15 protein-coding genes are annotated in these 19,413 nt (G+C 68.2%); 9 read left to right on the forward strand and 6 right to left on the reverse strand.

Annotated elements, in window-relative coordinates; translation table 11 throughout:
* Positions 1-100: 100 nt before the first annotated feature.
* Positions 101-1,036 carry a DMT family transporter gene (locus QQS14_RS08870; RefSeq protein WP_285906623.1) on the reverse strand — a complete coding sequence of 312 codons (936 nt, stop codon included), beginning with the start codon at positions 1,034-1,036 and terminating at the stop codon, positions 101-103.
* A 115-nt stretch (positions 1,037-1,151) separates the two neighbouring features.
* Entirely contained in the window at positions 1,152-1,802 is a 651-nt protein-coding gene (locus tag QQS14_RS08875) for a hypothetical protein (protein WP_285906624.1), read from the reverse strand.
* A 320-nt stretch (positions 1,803-2,122) separates the two neighbouring features.
* Here QQS14_RS08875 and QQS14_RS08880 point away from each other — a divergent pair, with 320 nt between their 5' ends.
* The gene (locus QQS14_RS08880; RefSeq protein WP_285906625.1) at positions 2,123-3,391 is read left to right on the forward strand and encodes a hypothetical protein; all 1,269 of its coding nucleotides are present in this window, start codon (positions 2,123-2,125) and stop codon (positions 3,389-3,391) included.
* 24 nt (positions 3,392-3,415) lie between these two features.
* Entirely contained in the window at positions 3,416-4,591 is a 1,176-nt protein-coding gene (locus QQS14_RS08885) for a THUMP domain-containing class I SAM-dependent RNA methyltransferase (protein WP_285906626.1), read from the forward strand.
* A gap of 13 nt (positions 4,592-4,604) precedes the next feature.
* Here QQS14_RS08885 and QQS14_RS08890 read toward each other — a convergent pair whose 3' ends face one another.
* From QQS14_RS08890 to QQS14_RS08900, 3 genes are all read right to left on the reverse strand, one after another.
* Positions 4,605-6,299 (reverse strand): glycosyltransferase family 2 protein, encoded by a 1,695-nt coding sequence (locus QQS14_RS08890; protein WP_285906627.1) that lies wholly within the window; start codon positions 6,297-6,299, stop codon positions 4,605-4,607.
* The gene (locus tag QQS14_RS08895) at positions 6,292-8,418 is read right to left on the reverse strand and encodes a glycosyltransferase (protein ID WP_285906628.1); all 2,127 of its coding nucleotides are present in this window, start codon (positions 8,416-8,418) and stop codon (positions 6,292-6,294) included. Before QQS14_RS08895 ends, QQS14_RS08890 begins: the two co-directional genes overlap by 8 nt.
* A 67-nt stretch (positions 8,419-8,485) precedes the next feature.
* Positions 8,486-11,131 carry a response regulator gene (locus tag QQS14_RS08900; RefSeq protein ID WP_285906629.1) on the reverse strand — a complete coding sequence of 882 codons (2,646 nt, stop codon included), beginning with the start codon at positions 11,129-11,131 and terminating at the stop codon, positions 8,486-8,488.
* 313 nt (positions 11,132-11,444) lie between these two features.
* Here QQS14_RS08900 and QQS14_RS08905 point away from each other — a divergent pair, with 313 nt between their 5' ends.
* The 6 genes from QQS14_RS08905 (at position 11,445) to QQS14_RS08930 (ending at position 17,158) form a co-directional block, all read left to right on the forward strand.
* On the forward strand, positions 11,445-12,182 hold the full coding sequence (locus QQS14_RS08905) for a response regulator (RefSeq protein ID WP_285906630.1): 738 nt from the start codon (positions 11,445-11,447) through the stop codon (positions 12,180-12,182).
* Complete coding sequence (locus QQS14_RS08910) at positions 12,179-12,721, forward strand: peroxiredoxin family protein (RefSeq protein ID WP_285906631.1); 543 nt, start codon at positions 12,179-12,181, stop codon at positions 12,719-12,721. Before QQS14_RS08905 ends, QQS14_RS08910 begins: the two co-directional genes overlap by 4 nt.
* The gene (locus QQS14_RS08915) at positions 12,718-14,466 is read left to right on the forward strand and encodes a rhodanese-like domain-containing protein (RefSeq protein WP_285906632.1); all 1,749 of its coding nucleotides are present in this window, start codon (positions 12,718-12,720) and stop codon (positions 14,464-14,466) included. The genes QQS14_RS08910 and QQS14_RS08915 overlap by 4 nt, the downstream gene beginning before the upstream one ends.
* Positions 14,463-14,942 carry a MauE/DoxX family redox-associated membrane protein gene (locus tag QQS14_RS08920; protein WP_285906633.1) on the forward strand — a complete coding sequence of 160 codons (480 nt, stop codon included), beginning with the start codon at positions 14,463-14,465 and terminating at the stop codon, positions 14,940-14,942. The genes QQS14_RS08915 and QQS14_RS08920 overlap by 4 nt, the downstream gene beginning before the upstream one ends.
* Positions 14,939-15,259: a hypothetical protein gene (locus QQS14_RS08925; RefSeq protein WP_285906634.1), complete on the forward strand. Its 321-nt coding sequence runs from the start codon at positions 14,939-14,941 to the stop codon at positions 15,257-15,259. Before QQS14_RS08920 ends, QQS14_RS08925 begins: the two co-directional genes overlap by 4 nt.
* A 120-nt stretch (positions 15,260-15,379) precedes the next feature.
* The gene (locus QQS14_RS08930) at positions 15,380-17,158 is read left to right on the forward strand and encodes a PAS domain-containing sensor histidine kinase (RefSeq protein WP_285906635.1); all 1,779 of its coding nucleotides are present in this window, start codon (positions 15,380-15,382) and stop codon (positions 17,156-17,158) included.
* Positions 17,159-17,203: 45 nt separating this feature from the next.
* Here QQS14_RS08930 and QQS14_RS08935 read toward each other — a convergent pair whose 3' ends face one another.
* Positions 17,204-17,431, reverse strand: coding sequence for a hypothetical protein (locus QQS14_RS08935; RefSeq protein WP_285906636.1), 228 nt, complete (start codon positions 17,429-17,431; stop codon positions 17,204-17,206).
* A 203-nt stretch (positions 17,432-17,634) separates the two neighbouring features.
* On the opposite strand from QQS14_RS08935, the gene QQS14_RS08940 reads away from it, so the two are divergent.
* Complete coding sequence (locus QQS14_RS08940; protein ID WP_285906637.1) at positions 17,635-19,299, forward strand: FAD-dependent oxidoreductase; 1,665 nt, start codon at positions 17,635-17,637, stop codon at positions 19,297-19,299.
* Positions 19,300-19,413 lie beyond the last annotated feature (114 nt).

A 19,413-nucleotide genomic window follows, 5' to 3' on the forward strand; every position in this document is an offset into this window, starting at 1 on the left:
TTCACCAAAGGGATCAGGCCTGGCCGCGATGCATCGCGTCCGGGCGTGGTCCCTTTGTCGCGCTGCGGGCCGGGCTTGGTGACGAGGGATTCCCGCCCCGTCAGCGCAATTTCCGGCGCAATTTCCGGCGCAACGCGGCGGCCGGACGCCCGTCGATGAGGGCCACGGCCAGCGAGACCACGGCCATGCCCGCCAGCAGCCGCCAGGAAAACGGCTCGCCCAGGACCGCAATGCCCAAAGTGGCCGCGCTGAAGGGGATGAGCAGGGTCACCAACTGCACGTTGGTGGCCCCGGCCGAGCCCAGGATGCGGAAATAGATGATGTAGCCAAGGGCGGTGCTGGCCAGCCCCAGCCCGGCCACCGCGCCCAGGGCCGCCAGGGGCGGCGCGGCCAGCTCCCACGGCGGGCACAGCAGGAACGCCACGGGCGTCATGATGGCGAATGAGGCGGTCAATTGCCCGGCCGCTGCCACCAGCGGCGGCAGGCCGCGCAGACGACGCCCGAAAATAGCCGAATAGGCATAGGCCAGGGCGCCGGCCATGACCGCCGCCTGCCCCAGGATGTGATCGCCGAACCCGGCCAGGGCGTCGGTGCCGATGAGGGTGGCCACTCCGCCCAGCCCGATGGCCGCACCCGCGTATTTGCCCGCCGAGCCGTGCTCGTCGCGGGTCAGGAAGTTGGCCAGCACGATGGTGAAGGCGGGGGTGGTGGCGTTGATCACCGCCGCAAGGCCGCTGGTTATGTGCTGCTGGCCCCAGACGATGAGACAGAACGGCAGCGAGGTGTTGAACACGCCCATGACCAGGAAGTCGCGCCAGCGGCCGAGATAGGCGCGCGGCGACAGGCTCGGGCTGGCCGCCACCAACACCAGCAGCCCCAGGCAGCCCACCCCCACCCGGCCCCAGACCACCAGGAGCGGCGGCAGCCCGCCCAAGGCGACCTTGTTGAAGAAGAATGACCCGCCCCAGAGAACGGACAGGGTCACCAGCAGCGCCCACTCGAACAGCCCCATGCGCCTGATGCTCTCGTCGGCCATGCCGCCCTGCCTTGCGCCGCCCGCGCCATGCGGGAGGAATGTTCATTTGATGATGGTATCGCGTCCCGAGAGCCTGATTCGCTCCGGGCAATGACGCCGATGCGCGGTCAGCCGCCTACTGCTGGAGAGTGGTCTCGCCCATGGCGCCAAGGATGAGATTCGGGGACGAGGCCATGGCGGTCTGGCGCAACGACAGCTGGCCCCGGACACGCTCCTGGCGAAAGGCCAGACGCCGCCTCTCCAGCCCCTCGAACTGGGCCGAGCGGCGGCCGAGCAACTGCTCGATGCGCCGCTGGCGCGCCTCGTCCGCCAGGCTCTGGCCGCCCGCGACAGACACGGCCCCAGCCGACAGCGCCCCAAAGGAGACCGCATCTGGTCCGACCGGACCGGCAACTGCCGGGGCATCACCGGGACGCACCCGGCCAGCCGTGGCCAGCATGGCGTCGGGCAGGGGCCTGGGCGAGTCGAAGCCAGGACGCGAGTCGGGTCCCCCGGCAGAGTCTGGCAGGGAGAAGGCCTCGCCGGAGACAATGCCGTCGACCTTGGCCCGGATGACCTCGCCGGGGTCCTTGTCGTTGGCCGCATACTCGTAGGTGAACTCGCCCAGGGTATAGGCCGTGGAGGCGTATTGCAGCGGGGCAAGCCCGGCCATGCCGCCAACACTCAGGAGCGGACCCACCACCGCGCAGCCCGGCAGCCACGCCGTGCCGATCAGCAGGAGAACCATGGCCGCCTTCCTCAAAGCGGCCCGTGCGCTGTCCTTCATGGTCACCTCCACATGCGATGTCGTTGACCACCCTCATTCCCCAATGAGCGGATAACGTCCCGACACAGTATACTCTTTTTCCTCATCGGGCAATGTTTTCGAAACATTTAGGGGTGTTGCAAAAACACCGCCTGGCCATTCGAAAAAACCCAGTAAAATCAGTATATTGCATGGCCAGCCGCCTGCTCGAATTTGTTCATGAAAAGCAACTGGTTGAAAAAATCACTTCGGAATTCCAGAAACTTTTCCTTCACCGGCGGCCTGTGCGGGCGGGCACCGCCCTTTACCTCGGCGCGGCAACGGGGTATTCCACGGTCCTGATGCAGAGTACCAACGCGCCACAGCCAGGACGCACCGTCCTGGCCGGACTGCCGCTGGCCGTCTCCCACGGGGCGGTGCCGCTGGCCACCGCCGCCGTGGGGCTGACCGGCACCGGCGGCGCGACATCGCCCTTCCTGCCCTGGCTGGTCCTGGCTGGGGCTGGCTGCGTGGTGGCCATGTTCCGCCCCGTGCCGGGCGGGCCTGTGCGCGCCGGGGGGGTCTTCAACGCGGCCCTGTTCTCGCTCCTGGCCGGGGCGCTCTATCTCTACGCCCCGGGGCTGGCCATGGCCGCAGACCCGGCCATGCCCCTGCTCCACGCCACGGCCCCCTTGGTCATGCTGCTCCTGTGCCTGCTCTGGATAGCCACCTTCGGCCTGCCCGACCGGGCCGATTTCCAGCGCTTTGGCGCGCTCCTTGGCGCATTGTGCATCGCGGACCTGGCTGTGGAGGCGGCTGTGCTCCGCGCCCTGCCCGCCGCCCGGCTGCTGGGCGATGCCGATGTCCTGGCCGGGCTGCTCCTGGTCTCCCTGTGCGCCGGGCTCAGGCCCGGACCGGGCGAGGGCGGCATGAATGAGCCGGACCAGGGGTGCCGCCTGTGGCGCGGGCTGGTCATGGTCGGCCTGCTGGCCTGCCTGTCCAGGCCCGGCCTTTTTGCCGGGGCGTGGGTGATCCTGTGCTTTGGCCGTGGCCCGCTCCCGGGGCGCGCCCTGTACTGCGCGGCCTGCCTCATCCTGCTGGCAGCGACCTTCCTGCTGCCTGCCGCGGCCTCGGATTCCGTTCGTTTCGTGGACTACTGGCTGTGGCTCGAGGCCCTCGCCCTCTGGGGCCGGGAGCCCCTGGCCCTTGTCACCGGCTTTGCCCTGTCCACCCCTCTGGCCGTGGAGTTTCCCGTGACCATGGTCCAGATGTGGGAGTCGGCCACGGGCAGCTCCGTCCTCTTCGGGGTGTCCATCGCCCAGGTGCCCTCCTTCTGGCTACGCACCTTCCTGGCCTGGGGCATGGTTCTGCCCCTGGCCCTGCTGACCGGCCTGCTCTGGCTGCTGCTGCGCCGCCCCACCCGCATGGGCGCGGGGCTGACGGCCGCCCTCATCGCCCAGGGCATGGCCACCCCCCTGGTCTACGACCCGGCCACGGCCGCGCCCGTGTACCTCGCCTTTCTGCTGGCCCTGGGCCGTCCCGTGACCTTGCCCGGACCAAACAACCTGCCCGGCCCGAAGCCGGAACCCGCTCCCGACCCGGTCACCGAATGGGACCTGCGCCCCCTGTAACCTTCTGCCTGCCCAAGGAACGCCATGACCATCTTCACCAAGACCGCCCCCATCCTCGTCACCTGTCCCAAGGGCATGGCCGGGTTCCTGGCAACCGAACTGGCCGACCTGGGCCTGAGCAGCGGCGAGATTCTCGAAGCGGGCGCTCTGGGCAGCGGCACCCTTGAGGACTGCATGCGCCTCAATCTGCATGTGCGCACCGGCCACCGCGTCCTCCACGAACTCAAGCGCTTCGACGCCCCCGGCCCGGACGCGCTCTATGCGGCGGCCCGGTCCATCGACTGGGAGCGCTACATCCCGGTGGACGGCTACTTCCGTGTGGACGCCTCCATCCGCGACACCGAGGTCACGGACTCGCGCTTCGCGGCCGTGCGGGTCAAGGACGCGGTGGCCGACCGGTTCATGGAGGGATTCGGCCGCCGCCCGGACTCCGGCCCGCTGACGAGCGGGGTCTGCCTCTTCCTGCACTGGCGCGACCGCCAGGCCACCCTGTATCTCGACACCACGGGCGAGCCCCTGCCGCGCCGGGGCTATCGCAAGCGGCCCCACACCGCGCCCATGCAGGAGACCCTGGCCGCGGCCTGCGTCATGGCCTCGGGCTGGCCCGAGCTGGCCGCATCGGGCGGCCACTTCATCGCGCCCATGTGCGGCTCCGGCACCCTGGCCATCGAGGCCGCCCTCATGGCCATGCACGGCGCGCCCGGCCTGCTGCGCGACGATTTCGCCTTCATGCGCCTGCCCGGGTACGACCCGGCCCTGTGGGAACGGCTGATCAACGAGGCCGAGGACGTCGAGACCCCGGATTTTGGCGGCCGCATCATCGCCACGGACAATGACCCGGCGGCCATCGAGGCGGCCCGCGACAACGCGCGCAACGCAGGGGTGGGGGATTTCATCGAGTTCGCGGTCTGCGATTTCAGCGAGACCGAGGTGCCGGACGGGCCGGGCGTGGTCATGCTCAACCCGGCCTACGGCGAGCGCCTGGGCGAGGCCCGGGCGCTGGAGCCGGTCTACCGGGCCATCGGGGATTTCTTCAAGCAGCGCTGCCGGGGCAAGAAGGGATTCATCTTCACCGGCAACCTCGATCTGGCCAAGCATGTGGGCCTGCGCACCAGCAGCAGGCACATCTTCTACAACGCCAAGATCGAATGCCGCCTGCTCGAATACGAGCTGTACGAGGGCTCCCGCAAACAGCAGTGACCCCGGCCGGGGCTCACCCCAGCACGGCCCGCTCCAGCAGCCCGAGCTTGCGCCGCAGATCGGCATCGAGCAGGGCGCGCTCGGCGTGCATGGCCCGCGCCAGACCGTCGCGCCCGTGCATGGTCTGCATCTTGTACTTGTTGCCCAGGGCGTTGCCCTCCTCCCGACCCGACACGCGCGAGGCCGCGCCCGTGCGCTTCTTGTGGCGCACGGCCAGATGGCCCTGATAGACCGGGAACCGCCCGGCCTCGCACAGGCGCAGGTCGCGCTCCATGTCGTCGTACTGGGAGGGCGAGAGGTGGATGGCGAAGTCGCCGAAGGCCAGCAGGTCGCGGGTGCGGAAAAGATGACAACAGCCCGTGACCGAGGCGCAGGGGCGCAGGATGTCGAAGAGCCCGCCATCCAGGGTCTGGATGTGCAGGTCGGAGAGGCGGAAGGGATTGGGAGCCAGGCGCGCCAGATCGGGCGGCGGGCCGTCCTCGTCCACCAGCAGGTGGCTGTCCGCGCTCTGGATCAGGGCCGCATTGGCGTGGTCCACCACCTTGCAGCCCCAAACACCCGCCTCGGGATAATGATGCACGGCCGCGCCAAGGCGCAGCAGCCAGTCGGCCGGAATCTCCACATCGTCGTCAAGGTAGCAGGCGTAGTCGTGCCCGGCCACGGCCTCATGGCGCATCAGCCAGTTGCGGGCCGCAGGCGCGCCGATGTTCACCGGCAGGGTGATGACCCTGAACCGGCCCGGCCCCAGCCGCGAGTCGAACCGCGCCTGCCACGAGCGCAGCACCTCCGGCGTGTCGTCGGTGGAACCGTTGTCGAGGACAAAGAGCGACGCCCCGGCCAGCTCGGACTCAAGCAGCGAGCGCAGGGTGGCGTCCAGCTCCACGGCCTTGTTCCAGGAATAGAGCAGCACGGCCACGCTCCCGCCCAGGGGGCGCACCTCTTGGTCCAGCCCGGCCAGCAGGTCGTGCAGGCGCAGGAGCAGGCTGGTGTTCCAGGGCGCGTGGCGCAGGGCGTCGAGCAGGAGCAGGTTGGCCGAGGCGCGATCGCCCTCGGCAAGCATGGCCAGCCCCGCGCCCAGACCGGCGAAGGCCGGACCGAACACATCGCCCACCTGCCGATAGAGCCGGGCCGCCTCCACCCCGCGCCCCCGGAACGCCTGGATGCGCGCGGCCGCGCACGCCTTGAGGGGGGCCAGCTCGGGCAAATCCGGGAACCCGGCCAGGGCCACGGCCTCGGCCCGGTCGGGGTCGTTACCCGTCAGCCCCATGGCCACGGCCTGCTCGCGCCAGAAGAGATTGTCCGGCTCCCGGGCTGCGGACTGTTCGATGAAATCCAGGGTCTTCCCGAAATCGCGCCGGGCCAGAAGCCGGTGATAATAGGCGATGCTGTCGGGCCTGCGCCAATGGGCGGCCAGCCCGGCCAGGGCGCGGCGGGTGGGCTCTGGCAGCAGCTGGCGCAGCGGCTCGACCGCGAGCAGATCCCCGGCCATGGCCCCGTCCAGGGGATTTTCGCCAAAGGCGGTCCGCACCGCGTCCACGGCCACCGGGGCCAGCCCGGGGTCGCCCGAGCGCAGGCACCAGCCCGCCACGTCGAGGAGATGGAGCCTGCCGGTGAAACCCAGCAGCAGCTTGTGCCTGAGCGGTTCGGGCAGCGAGTCCCAGAGGGCGGTGATGGGCCCGGGACGGCCGGTGTCCAGCCCGTCAGTCATGGGAGCATCCGCCAAAGGGGTCGCCAGTCAGGGCCGGCAGGGAGCGGGCCAGTTCGGCCACGGGCAGCGGGTCGTCCAGGCGCTCGCCCATGTAGACGCGCATCAGGGCGTGGGCCTTGGCCTCGGGCGTGAGCAGGGTGCGGACCACGGCCCGACCCACCCGACCCATGGCGAAACGGGCTGCCGGGTCATTGACCAGCTCGCGCATCTTCGCGGCCAGGCAGTCGTGGTCCTCTCTCTCGCAGACAAGGCCATTGATCCCGTCAGCCACCAGCTCGGGCACGCCGCCCACCCGGGTGCAGACCGCGGGCAGGCCCAGGTCAAAGCCTTCGAGCAGGGTGTTTGGCAGGCTCTCCAGGCGCGAGGTCATGCACAGGATGTCCGAGGCGCGCATCTCGTCGAGCACGGCGTGGTGGGGAACCTCCCCGACCACATGCAGCCGCTGGCGCACCGCCGGGGTGACAAGGGCGTCGAACCGGGCCATGTCGTCGAGGCGCACGCCCACCGCCGCGAACTCCACGTCGCGATCATCGCCCGCCTCGCAGAACCGGGCCGCTGCCCGCAGGAAGACGTCAAACCCCTTGGTCTCGGCCCCGTTGCCCACATAGATCAGGCGCGTGCCCCGCTTGCGACGCGGCACAGGCTCGCCGAAATCCGGGCCGCAGTAGGCGTTGTAGACCACGCTCAGCCGTTTGGCGGGCACCCGGTGCCTGCGCAGCACCGCCGCGCATTCGGCCGAGTTGCAGATCACGCCGTGTGCTGCGGCGGTCCACAGGAAAAACACGTCATTGGGCCGGGAGATGACGCCCCGGTTGACAAAGAGCCGGAACCGGCCGCCCATAAACCGGGCCAGCGCTCCCATCTTGTAGGCCCGGTTGTGGAAGGTGTGGACCACGTCAAAACCCTCGTCCCTGACCAGCTTGCGCAGAAACGCCCCGGCGGCCACATAATCCCCGAACCGGGAAAAGGGAAAGACCGTGGCTCCGCTCTCCTGAAGCGCACCCGCCAGGGGCGAGACCGGGTCGAGCAGGGCGCAGGCGTCCACGCCCATGGCCCGCATGGCCTCGATGTTGTTGAGCATCTGCCTGCTGCCCCCGGACAGGCGGTGGGAGTCGGTGACATAGAGCACCCGCCGGACCTCGGGTCGCTTGCGCCAGAACTTGAAGAAGACCCGGGCCGCGGGGCCTGTGCCGTACATGCGCAACCGGGCCTGGACCCAGGCCCCGGACTTGCCCCGCCCCACGCCGATGCGGTTGAGACGGAAGGGGTCTGTGCCGCGCGCGTTGACGAAGCGCTCCAGGGTGAAGGCCCCGGCAAACCCGGCCCGCCTCAGCTCGGCCTCGGCATCGTCGCAGAAATGCCCCCAGGGCCAGCAGAAGAGCTGGGTGTCGAGCCGGTTCAGCTCGCGGATGCGGGCCATGGTCCGGGCAAAGTCCTGGCGGCAGAATTCGAGCCGCTCGGCCGGGGAGCGCAGGACCATGCGCGGCTTCCCCGTTTGGTCGAGGCGCGGCCAGAAGCCGTTGTAGACATAGGCGCTGCCGTCCTCGAAGGCGGGCCAGTCCGGGTCGAAACCCTCATATATGCCCCAGGCGGGCCAGCGGGCGTGGGCCTCGCCCATGCGGGCCAGGGGACGCAGGGAGCGGAACGCGCCCTGGTGGCGGCAGCCGTGGGAAAAGACCTCCATACCCGCTTCGAGCATGGCCCGCACCTCGCCCTCGTTGACGAACTGGGCGTGGTCGCCGCTCCCGAGGGCCGCCTTGAGCGCCTCGGGCATGGCGCGCATGGCCGGGGCGTCGGCCAGGGAGCGCGCCGGACCGGGATCGACGAAATCCGTCAGGACAAAGAAGGTGCCGGTCATGGAGCGGCGCGCCAGCTCGGGGACCACGGTCAGCCAGTTGCTCAGGTGGCCGTCGTCAAAGGTGAGGACCACGGACCGGGGCGGGGCCTTCTTTTCCCCGCGCGCCACGGCCAGCAGGTCCAGGCCCGAGATGGTGCGGTACCCGGCGTCCTCGATGGCGTCCAGGTGCTCGGCAAAGCGCTCGGGCGAGTGGCCGTCCACCTCGCTGACGTTGTGGTAGCAGAGGACCGGAATGGAGCGGCCGAGGGGGATGCGGATCATTGTACTCTCGCTTGCATGGGCAATGGAGTGGTAGCAGATGGTCCGGGCCAGGGCAAGAAGGACGGTATCACCCGGCGGCCACACGCTGGATGGTGGCCTCAAGGTGCTCCTTCTCAAAGGGCTTGCTGACGTAGTCGTTCATCCCGGCCTCCAGCGCGGCCTCGCGGTCGCGGGGGGTGGCGTGGGCCGTGAGGGCGACGATGGGGATGTCGGCCACATGGCGGAAATCCTCGGCCGTGCGGATGAGGCGCGTGACCTCCATGCCGTTCATGACCGGCATCTGGATGTCCATGAGGATGACGTCGAAGCGGTCGTGGCGAAGGATCTCAAGGCACTTCTCGCCGTTTTCGGCGCAGGTCACGGCGTGACCCAGGCTTTCGAGCAGCCGTTTGGCCATGAGCATGTTCACCCGCTCGTCCTCCACCAGCAGGATGCGCAGGGGGTTGGCCGCTGCCGCCGATTCCTCTGGCTCGATCCGGGCGCAGATTCCCCGCTCGGGGACACGGACCTTCACGTTGAACAGGACGGTGGTGCCCACCCCAAGCTCGCTGTCCACCACGATGGAGCCGTTCATGAGCCTGACCAGCCGCTTGACGATGGGCAGCCCGAGGCCCACGCCCTGATATTTTCGCGACAGGGAGCCGTCCACCTGGGTGAAGGCGTCGAAGATGTAGTTGACCTTGCTGTCCGGAATACCGGAGCCGGTGTCGGTCACGGAGAAGAAGAGCCGCTCGTGTCCCGGCTCGCGGTGAGGCAGGGCATAGGCCTCAAGGATGATGGAGCCCGAGGCCGTGAACTTGATGGCGTTGCCGAGCAGATTGAAGAGCACCTGCCGGATGCGCCCCTCGTCGCCAATGTAGCAGGGCCGGGCCGAGGAGTCGATGCGGTGTTCGAGGCTCAGCCCCTTTTCGTCGGCCTGGAGCCTGAAGAGGCTCGCACACTGGCGCATGAGCCCGTCGAGATCAAAGGGCTCCTCATACAGGTCGAGCTTGCCCGCCTCGATCTTGGAGAAGTCGAGCACGTCGTTGAGCACGCGCAGCAGGTTGCGCGAGGACTGGATGGCCATGTCCACATAGCCGCGCTGCTCGCCTCCCGTGGCCGAGGCCCGGATGAGCTGGAGCATGCCCATGACGCCGTTCAGGGGGGTGCGCACCTCATGGCTGATGTTGGCCAGGAACTCGTCCTTGGCCATGTTGGCCTGCTCGGCCGCCTCCTTGGCCACCACCAGGGCGTCCTCGAACCGCTTGCGCTCGGTGATGTCGGTAAAGAACCCGGCCAGGAGCACGCGGCCATACACCCTGACCCGGGCCGAGGATATGTCCACCAGGATATGCTCGCCCGAGCGCGTCAGGCAGGGCACGGCCGCGCTGAAGCTCACGTCCTGCCGACTGTGGCGCAAGAAATTCTCGGAGACGGCCTCCAGGTCCTCGGGCGGATGGATGTCGCTGACCCGAATGGCCCCCACGTCTTCCGGCCCAAGGCCCAGCAGTCGCAAAAAGGCGGGGTTGGCAAACTCGATGGTCATGGTGTTCGGGTCCACCAGACAAATGCCCGCCGGGTTGTTCTCCAGCAGGGTGCGGTACTGTTCCTCGCTTTCCGAGAGCCGGTTCAGGGCCTCGTTGCGCTCGGCCTCGCGCTCTTCGAGCAGCCGCCCCATGGTGTCAAAGGCCTTGCCCAGCTGGCCCATCTCGCCGTCGTTGTAGTCGATGCCGCTTGACTGCATGGTGCCGCTGGAGCCCACCCGGCAGGCCGCTTCGGTCAGCTTCTCCAGGTTGCGGGCCAGGGTACGGCCGCCCGCATACCACGCCAGGAGCAGGGCCAGGGCCAGGGACACGGCAATGGTCACCCCGCCCAGCACGGCCTGATCGTTGACCTGTCGAAGCACCTCGGACTCCCTGAAGCCCATGAACATGTACATGTAGGGCGGCTGGTCCGGCCCCAGCCGGACTTGCTCGTAGGCCACGATGCGGCGCGGCCCGTCAGATCCCTTGGCCCGGATGATGCCAGGTCCGTCCGCCTGGCTGGCGGCCAGGAAGACCTCGTCGCGGATGGGCGTGCCCGGCGGGGTGGCGTCGCTGGCCGGATGGCGGAAGAGCCTGCGCCCGGCGTGGTCGCAGATGCCCAAAAACGACCCGGGCGGGAAGGACGCCTGATCGAACAACTCACCGAAATGACTCAAGTCCGCTCCGATGATGAGGATTCCCCGCATTTCTCCCAAGGGACCGTACACCGGCATGGCAAACGGGAAAATGGGCTTGAGGATGGCCCGCCCCACCACGAACTCGCCCGCCGCAAACGCGCCGGTCTGTTTCGCCTCGATGACGTGCTTGCGGTCGGAAAAATCGAAGTCATGGGGACCGGGCAGGCTTCCGGCCACCACGCGCCCGTCCATATCGAGGAGGAAGGCGTTGGTGTAGATGGGGTTGGCCGAGATGAGCGCAGCCAGAAGGGAGTACACACCGCCCGGGTCGGCGGTCTGCACGGCAGGCAGGGCGGCCACGGTCTGGAGCAGGGTCCGGGTGGAGTCGGCCACTCGGCGCTGCACTTCGGTGTACCCGCGCAGCAGCGTGGCGGTGTCCTTGCCCGCCATCTCCACGGTGTGCCGCCGGGCGGCCATCTCGTTGAAGGCGAGGACCACGAAGGGCGGCAGGGTGGCCATGAGCACCAGGATGACCAGCTTCTTGCGGATGGAGCCGTGGAAGAATCTCAGCATGGCTGCCCTGCCGCCCGGCGCACCCCGGCAGCGGACACCACGCCCGCGCGCCCGCTGATCAGCCATCGGGACCGCCGGAGATTGTCAAAGAGACCCGCTACGCCCATGCGTCACCCTCGATTATTGTCTGCAATACTCCCCTGCCATCATTTCTTCTCCATTGAAACCCGTACCATCGGCATGACGCCATGGCAACCGCATTTCTCGTTTTGAACGCCGCCTCAACGGAGTATCGGCACGAGGTGCTGGACACAAATGTCATTTCTGCCGTAGGCTTGACCTGAAACGAGACCGTACACCGCGAGGAGAGTCCATGCCACTCAAGATACTGGTCATCGACGACGAGCGCCCGACCCTGTCCATGTTCCGCCTCATGCTGGATGCCTACGGGTTCGAGGTCTTCACGGCCGAGAACGGGGAGGAGGGCATCGCCCTGTTCCAGGAGCACGCCATGCCCATCGTGCTCACGGACATCAAGATGCCGGGCATGGACGGGCTGGAGGTGCTGGCCAGGATCAAGGAGCTGTCGCCCACGACCGAGGTGATCATCATCACCGGCCACGGGGACATGGATCTGGCCATCAAGGCCCTGGGCCTCGACGCCACGGACTTCATCAACAAGCCCATCCGCAAGCCCGCTCTGGACGCAGCCCTCAGGCGCGCCCGGGAGCGCATCGACCTGGCCAGGAGCCGGGACGAGGATTTTGCCGTGCGTGTGCGCGACGGCGTGGCGGTCATCGAGATTCGCGGCGCGGTCAACTCCGGCTCCGAGGCCCGGCTCAGGGCCGCCCTTGACGAGGCGCGCGCCGCCTCGGCCGGGCTGGTGCTCTCCTTTTCCGAGAACACGTCCATCAACGGGGCGGGCATCGCCCTGCTGACCCAGCTGCTGCTGGACTGTCGCAAAAGCGGCACCCCGGTGGCCATGACCGGGCTCTCCGAAAACTTCAGGCAGGTCCTGGCCATGGTCGGCATGACCACCCTCGCCCCCCTGTGCGACACCGAGGAGGACGCCCTGGCGTCCATCCTCACCGAGCCAAGGAGCACCCCATGATCACGACGCATCGCGCCCTGCCCCTGCTGCTGGCCGTCATCCTTTGGGCCGCCCCAGCCCGGGCCGAACTGCCCGCGGCTGGCGACACCCTGCCGCCCTTCACCATGGCCCCCCTGGCCGTGGAGGAGGACGCGGCCGAACTGGGGCTGGCGGCCAACGGCCCCTTCACCCTCGCCGACCTGCCGACTCCCTACGTGCTCGTCGAGATCATCGGGGTGTACTGTCCGGTCTGTCACGAGATGTCGCCGCAGTTGACCCGGCTCACCAAGCGCCTCACGCGGGCCGGGCTCGACTCGCGCATCACCCTGCTCGGCATCGCCGCAGGGGGTACGGCCATGGAGGTGCGCTACATCCGCCAGCGCGAGTACGCCTTTCCCATCGCCCATGACACGGAGTACGAAATCCACAGGCTGCTGGGCGAGCCCAAGACCCCCTTCACCATGATCGTGGACCGCAGCGGCAGGGTCCTCTACGCCCATCTGGGCCTTATCCCGGACATGGACGAACTCTTCAGGCGCATTCAGGCACTGGAAGAATGAGCAGTGATCGGCCCAGGACCTCTTTGACGGCAAACCCGGGGCTGCCCGGGGACCGGGAGCCGGGAACCGGACGCCGACTGTTCCACCTCAAGACCCTGTTCGAGGCGGCCACCGAGCTTTCGGCCCCGGCCGACGCCGGGACCACGCTGCGGCGATTCCTGCCCGTGGCCATGGGGCCGCTGGGCCTGACCTTCGGCCTGGGCATCGTGCTCGGGCCTGACCGGCTCGACGTGGAAAGCCTCGGGCTCATGCCCGCCGACAGGGAGCGCTGCCAGGGGGCCGGAGCCGAACTGGCTGACAGATTCTTCCCGGAGGAGCCCCAGGCCGCCGCGCCGCCGCGCCCCACGGTACTGACCGGCCCGCATCTGGCCAGTGATCCGCACCTGCCCGCCGGAACCAGCGCCGTGGTGGCCATGCGCCTTGACCAGGACTCCCGCGCAGTGCTGGTCCTCGGCCCCAGGCTCACGGGAGAGTCCTATGGGCAGGACGAGGCCGAACTGCTCCAGGGGCTGGCCGACATCCTCTCCACCGCCCTGAAAAGGGCCTGCGCCGACGAGCGCGTCCACACCCTCAACGCCTCCCTGAGCGAGAACAACGACCGCCTCAGGCAGGCCCTCGAGCACATGGAGCAGGCACGCGACGAGCTGGACCGGCAGGCGTTCCGGCTGCGCACCCTGTTCGAGACATCCCTTGAGCTTTCGAGCCTCAACGATCCCCGCGCCATCCTCGACGCCTTTCTGCTGACGCTGATGGGCACCTTCGGCTTCTCCCGGGGATGGATCAGCCTGCATGGTCCCCAGGCCGGACAGGCCGACACCGCCTATCGCGGCCCGGACCCGGGCGAGATGGCGGCAGTAGCCTCGCCCGATGGCCGCGAGAAGATCCTGGCCCGGTTCGTGGAACTCAAGGACAGAATGCCCCGCGCCAATCAGGCCGAACTGCTCGACGACGCGGACGCCGTGGCCGCCCTGCCCGCCCGGGCCGACTTGGCCGTGCTCTTCTCCCTCGACCAGGACTGGCACGGGGCCATCGGCCTGGCCGACCCGCTGCCGGACCAGGGCATGGACCCGCAGGGGGTGCAATTCCTGCGCTCGCTGCTCGGCATCTTCATCGTCACCCTGGGCAACGCCTGGCACGGCAGGCAGGTCAGCCAACTGAACACGGCCCTGAGCGCCCGCAACGAGGAGCTGCAAGCCACCCTGGATGCCCTGACCTCGGCCAGGGAGGAGGTCACGGTGCAGACCGAGGCCAGGGAGCGCATCGTCGGGCTGGTCCGGGGCGAGGTGGCCCGCGCCTGGCGCGCCTCCTGGTTCGACGCCTGCATGATGATCCTGGCCGGGGTGGTGCTCGGCGCGCTCTTCAACTCCGCCAGCCCGGGCGGCATCGAACTGGTTCCCAAATCACTCTTCGCGCCGCCGCCCGCCCTGATCGCGGCCGACGAGGCTCGGCGCATGGCCGAGGCAGGCGAGGCCGTGATCATCGACGCCCGCCCTGCGGACTTCCACCGGCAGGAGGCCATCCCCGGTTCCGTGAACCTGCCCAAGGAGCTGTTCGATTTCGTCTATTCCATGAAGCTGGCCACTCTGGACCCCGAGACCCCGCTGCTCGTCTACGGCCGGACCATCAGCCGTCACTACGACGCGGACGTGGCCCGCGAACTGAAGCTCCTCGGCCACGGCAACGTCCTGGTCATCGACGGCGGCCTGAAGGCGTGGGAGCGGGCCGGATACGAGGTGATCCGATGATCGAACTGCTCCGGCGCATCCTGACCCACCCCTGGCTGGCCCTGGCCTTCCGTCTCTACATCGGCGGGCTCTTCGTCTATGCGGCCATGTACAAGATCAACTACGCGGCCGAGTTCAGCGAGACCATCGCCTCATACCGGCTGGTGCCCTACTGGGCGGTCAACGCCCTGGCCGTATTCATGCCCTGGACCGAGATCGTCTGCGGCGCGCTGCTCATCCTGGGGGTGCGGGTCCGGTCTGCGGCAGCGGTCATCGCCGCCCTGCTCGCGGTGTTCACCGTGGCCATCTTCGTCAACCTGCTGTGGGACGCGCCCATCAGCTGCGGCTGCTTCAAGACCATCGAGGACCCCATCAGCTGGTGGACCGTGCTGCGCGACCTGGCCTGGATCGCCATGACACTTCACGTCTTCCGGTACGACTCGGTCCTCCAGGCGGACCGGCTCTTCCTCGGCAAGCTCGGGAGGATCGAATCATGACCCTGCGAACGGCACTCGCCTGCCTGCTGGCCCTGGCCCTGACCCTCTCTGCCTGCGCCCCGGACAGGGAGGACCACGCCACCGGCCGGTACACGGCCGCCACCGGCGACACCGACATCGTCCTGACCCTGGCCGAGAGCGGACGTGGCACCTGGAGCACGGACACCGACGAGATCACCTTCAAGTGGTCCACCCCAAAGGCCGACCATCTGTGGCTGCACACCCGCGAGGGCGGCGTGATCCAGGGGCGTTTCAATGACGGGCGGCTGACCATCGCCCTGCCCGGCGTGGGAGAACTGGTCTTCGAGCGCCAGTAACCGGGCCTTTTCCCTTTCAAATCGCGCTAAAACAACGTAAAGTCGGGACTCGACACGTCCAGGCCTGCCTGAGGGAGGCGGGGCTGGACTACCCCCGGCATAACCGGGCGGAGCCGTGCCATGATCGTCATCGTTCTGTGCTCGACCATCCTCCAGTTCGCCGCAGGCTGCCTCGCCCTGGGCCTCATCACCCACGCCGGGCGCAAATGGGCCTGGCTCCTGCTCTCCACGGGCATCTTCATCATGGCCTTCCGCCGCGCCCACACCCTGGTCGGCATCATCGCGGGCCAGGACACCCCCACCCTGCCCTATGAGGTCCTCGGCCTGATCATCTCGGTCCTCGTCTTCCTCGGCATCCTCCTGATCGGCCCACTGCTGCGCGCCATGCGCGACTCGGCCGAGCGGCTGGCCAAAAGCGAGGAGCGCTACCGCACCGTGGCCGACTTCACCTCTGGCTGGGAATACTGGCTGGCCCCGGACGGTTCCTTTGTCTATGTCTCACCCGCCTGCGAACAACTCACCGGCCACGCGCCACGCGAATTCATGGACGACCCCGGCCTGTTTGCCGCCCTGATCCACCCGGACCATCGCGAAACAGTGCTGGCGGCCATGGCCAGCGTGGACGGCATGAGCAAACCCGCATCCTTTGACTTCAAGATCATCGACAGGCAGGGCAACGAACACTGGGTGGCCCACAGCAGCCTGCCCGTGTTCTCGGACAGCGGCGCCTACCTTGGCATACGCGGCTCGGCCAGGGACATAGACCACCGCAAGCGCCTCGAAGACGAGCTGCGGGCCAGCCGCGCCCTGTATGAAAGTCTGGTCCAGAACGCCCACTGCCTCGTATTGCGCCTGGACCGCGAAGGCGTCGTCACCTTTGCCAACCGCTTCGCTCTTGAGCATTTCCAGTGCCCGGTGTCAGCCCTGATCGGCAGACGGCTGACCGACCTGCTGGCTGAGGGACGCAGATCCGACCAGGACCGGGCGGCCCACCAGGAGATGCTGGCCGACCTGACCAGGACCCTGGCCTCGGGCGAGCGCATGGATTTCGAGTGCGAGATCGTGGGCCGCGGAGGTGGCCGGTTCTGGACGGAGTGGATCAGCACGGCGGTGCCGGGCCATCAGGGTGGAATCAGCGAGTTTGTCTGCGTGGGCATCGACGTGACCCGGCGCAAGGAGCTGACCCGACTCAAGGAAGACATGACGCGCATCGTGCGCCACGACCTCAAGTCGCCGCTCTCGGGCATCATCGGCATCCCGCGCATCATCAGGAAGGAGGAGAACATCACCCCCCGGCAGGCCGAGATGCTCAAGGCCGTGGAGGACGCCGGAACCATGATGCTCGCCCTGATCAACCAGTCGCAGGAACTCTACAAGCTGGAAACCGGCACCTACGAGTTCCGGTTCGAGGAATTCGACCTGACGGCCATGCTGCGCGAGGTGGTCACCAACACCCAGCTCGGCCGCGACCGGCCCGTGCCCGTGCCCATCACCGTGGACGGCCGCCCCGCCGAGGAGGCCGGACCGGTGCGCCTGTGCGCCGAGCGGCCGCTGATCTACTCCATGCTCTGCAACCTGATCAAGAACGCGGTGGAGGCAAACGAGGGCAAGCCCGTGACCGTGGATATCCACACGGGCGAGGACTGCCGCATCAGCATCGCCAATGCAGGGGTGGTCCCTGTGTCCATGCAGACGAAATTTTTCGAGAAGTATTCCACCGAGGGCAAGCGGGGCGGCCTCGGGCTCGGCACCTACAGCGCCCGGCTGGTGGCCGAGCAGCACGGCGGGTCCATCGCCATGTGTTCGTCACCGGAATCGGGCACCACGGTCACGGCCCGGATTCCCCTCAGGCAACCCGACACGGCGTGCCGGTCCAGCACGGACCGGAAACAGCCATGACAGCGCCGCCAACGCGTGGCCGCGACGCTGCCCGGGTTATCAATATCAGGCGGCGGGAGTGTCCGTGACCGTGCTGCCGTGCGAACCGGAGCGCAGCCCGTCCAGGGCTCCGGCCTTGAACATGGCGTCAGCGCAGCGGGCACAGTAGTGGTGCCCCTCCTGGGATCTGGCCGCAACGGCGCTGTCCCGGATGGGGGTGAAGCAGACGGCGCAATGACGCACCAGGGGCTGGAAACAACTCTCTTCGACCTCGACGGACTTTCGGCATTCCATGGCGAATCCTCCCTGAGATGAAACGTCCGGCGGGCTTCCGCCCGACGCCATGGGGACACTACCACACCACTGCGGCCCCCATGTGACGAACGGGTGACAATCTGCCCGCTGCGGCCACATTTCCATCGCGACCCGCCCTTGACGCGGCCTTTGGCCTTGCCTACCCTTTGGACTGGATGAGACCGTGAAACCGGGAGGTGCGCATGGCCCCGATTTTCGAGAAGACGGCACAGGACGGCGACTGGCTCCTGCCGGAAAACGCCCGCAAGCAGCTTGAGGACGCCTTTGCCCATCTCAAGAATCCCGTGACCCTCGAACTCTTCACCCGCTCTGGCGTCAACGACGAGTTCGCGGACTTCACGGCCCGATTCGCCGGAGACCTCGCACGGATGTTTGACACCATCACCCTGACCCGGCACAACATCCCCTCGCCCCGGGCCGACGAGCTGGGCGTGACCGCCTCGCCCACCCTGTGCGTGGCCCCGGAACGCTGTCATGTCCGGTTTCTGGGCGCGCCTCTGGGCGAGGAGGCCAAGTCGTTCATCACCGCAATCCTCCTCGCCTCCCTGGAGACCAGCACCCTTTCCGAACCCTCCCTGGCCCTGCTCGACGCCCTTGACGGCGAGCGGCTGGTCCAGGTCTTTGTCAGCCCCACCTGCCCCTATTGCCCTGGGCAGGTCATGCACGCGATCAAGTGCGCCATGGCCCGGCCCAAGCTGATCCGGGCCGAGTGCGTGGAAATGAGCGAGAACCCGGAACTGGCCGACCGCCACCAGGTGGGGTCCGTGCCCCACACCGTGTTCAACGACGGGGCGCACACCGCCCTGGGCCTGATGCCCGAGGAACGGTTCGTGGCCGAGTTGGTCCATCTCAAGTCCGCCGAGGAACTGCTCCGGGAGGGCGTGCTGCCGGGCGCGGACCGGGGCGGATACGGCACCATCGAGCCGGGCGAACTCGATCTGGTCATCGTCGGAGCCGGACCGGCCGGACTCACGGCTGGCATCTACGCCGCCCGGGCCGGGCTGCGCACCGTGATCCTCGAAAAAGGCATCGTGGGCGGCCAGGTGGCCCTGACCCCGGTGGTGGAGAACTACCCCGGCTTTGTCAGCGTGCCGGGCAAGCAGCTCATGGACATCATGACCGAGCACGCCCGCCAGTACGTGCCCGTGCACGAGGGCGAGGGCGTGGAGCGCATCGAACCGGGCGAGACCTTCAGCGTGACCACCAACCGGGGCGCGTACTCGGCCCGGGCGATCATCCTGGCCACGGGCGCGACCTACAGGCGGCTGGGCGCGCCCGGCGAGGAGCGCTATTTCGGACGCGGGGTCAACTTTTGCGCCTCCTGCGACGGCTACCTGTACAAGGGGAAAAAGGCCGCCGTGGTGGGCGGCGGCAACACGGCCCTGACCGACGCCCTGCACCTTGCCAGCCTGGGCGTGGAGGTGACCATCATCCACCGCCGCGACACCTTCAACGCTCAGGTACCCCTGGTCGAGTCCGTGAAGCGCGCGGGCATCCCCGTGCTCTGGAACACCGAGGTCGAGGAGATCCTGGGCGACGAGCGGCGGGTCAGCGGGCTGCGCCTGCGCACCGCCAAGGACGGCTCGACCCGCGACCTGCCCGTGGACGCGGTCTTCGTGGCCGTGGGCCAGAGCGCGGTGGCCGACCTGGCCCGGAGCTTGGGCGCGGACCTGGACGAGGGCGGGTTCGTGCGCGTGGACCGGGCCATGCGCACCAGCGTGCCGCGTGTCTACGCGGCGGGCGATCTGGTGGGCGGGCTCCAGCAGATCGTCACCGCCATCGGCGAAGGCTCGGTGGCAGCCATGAGCGCCTTTGAGGACATCAGCCACCCCCATTGGGAGAAGTGACCGCCACACAGGGGCCATGCCCCGGGACACCCCGGCCACTTCCTTTGACTTTTGCGCCAACTTGCTGATAAAGAGAGCGGGTTCAACAGACCACCAGTCGATTCATCAAGGGGG

This window comes from Pseudodesulfovibrio pelocollis, assembly GCF_030282845.1.
Lineage (GTDB): Bacteria > Desulfobacterota > Desulfovibrionia > Desulfovibrionales > Desulfovibrionaceae > Pseudodesulfovibrio > Pseudodesulfovibrio pelocollis.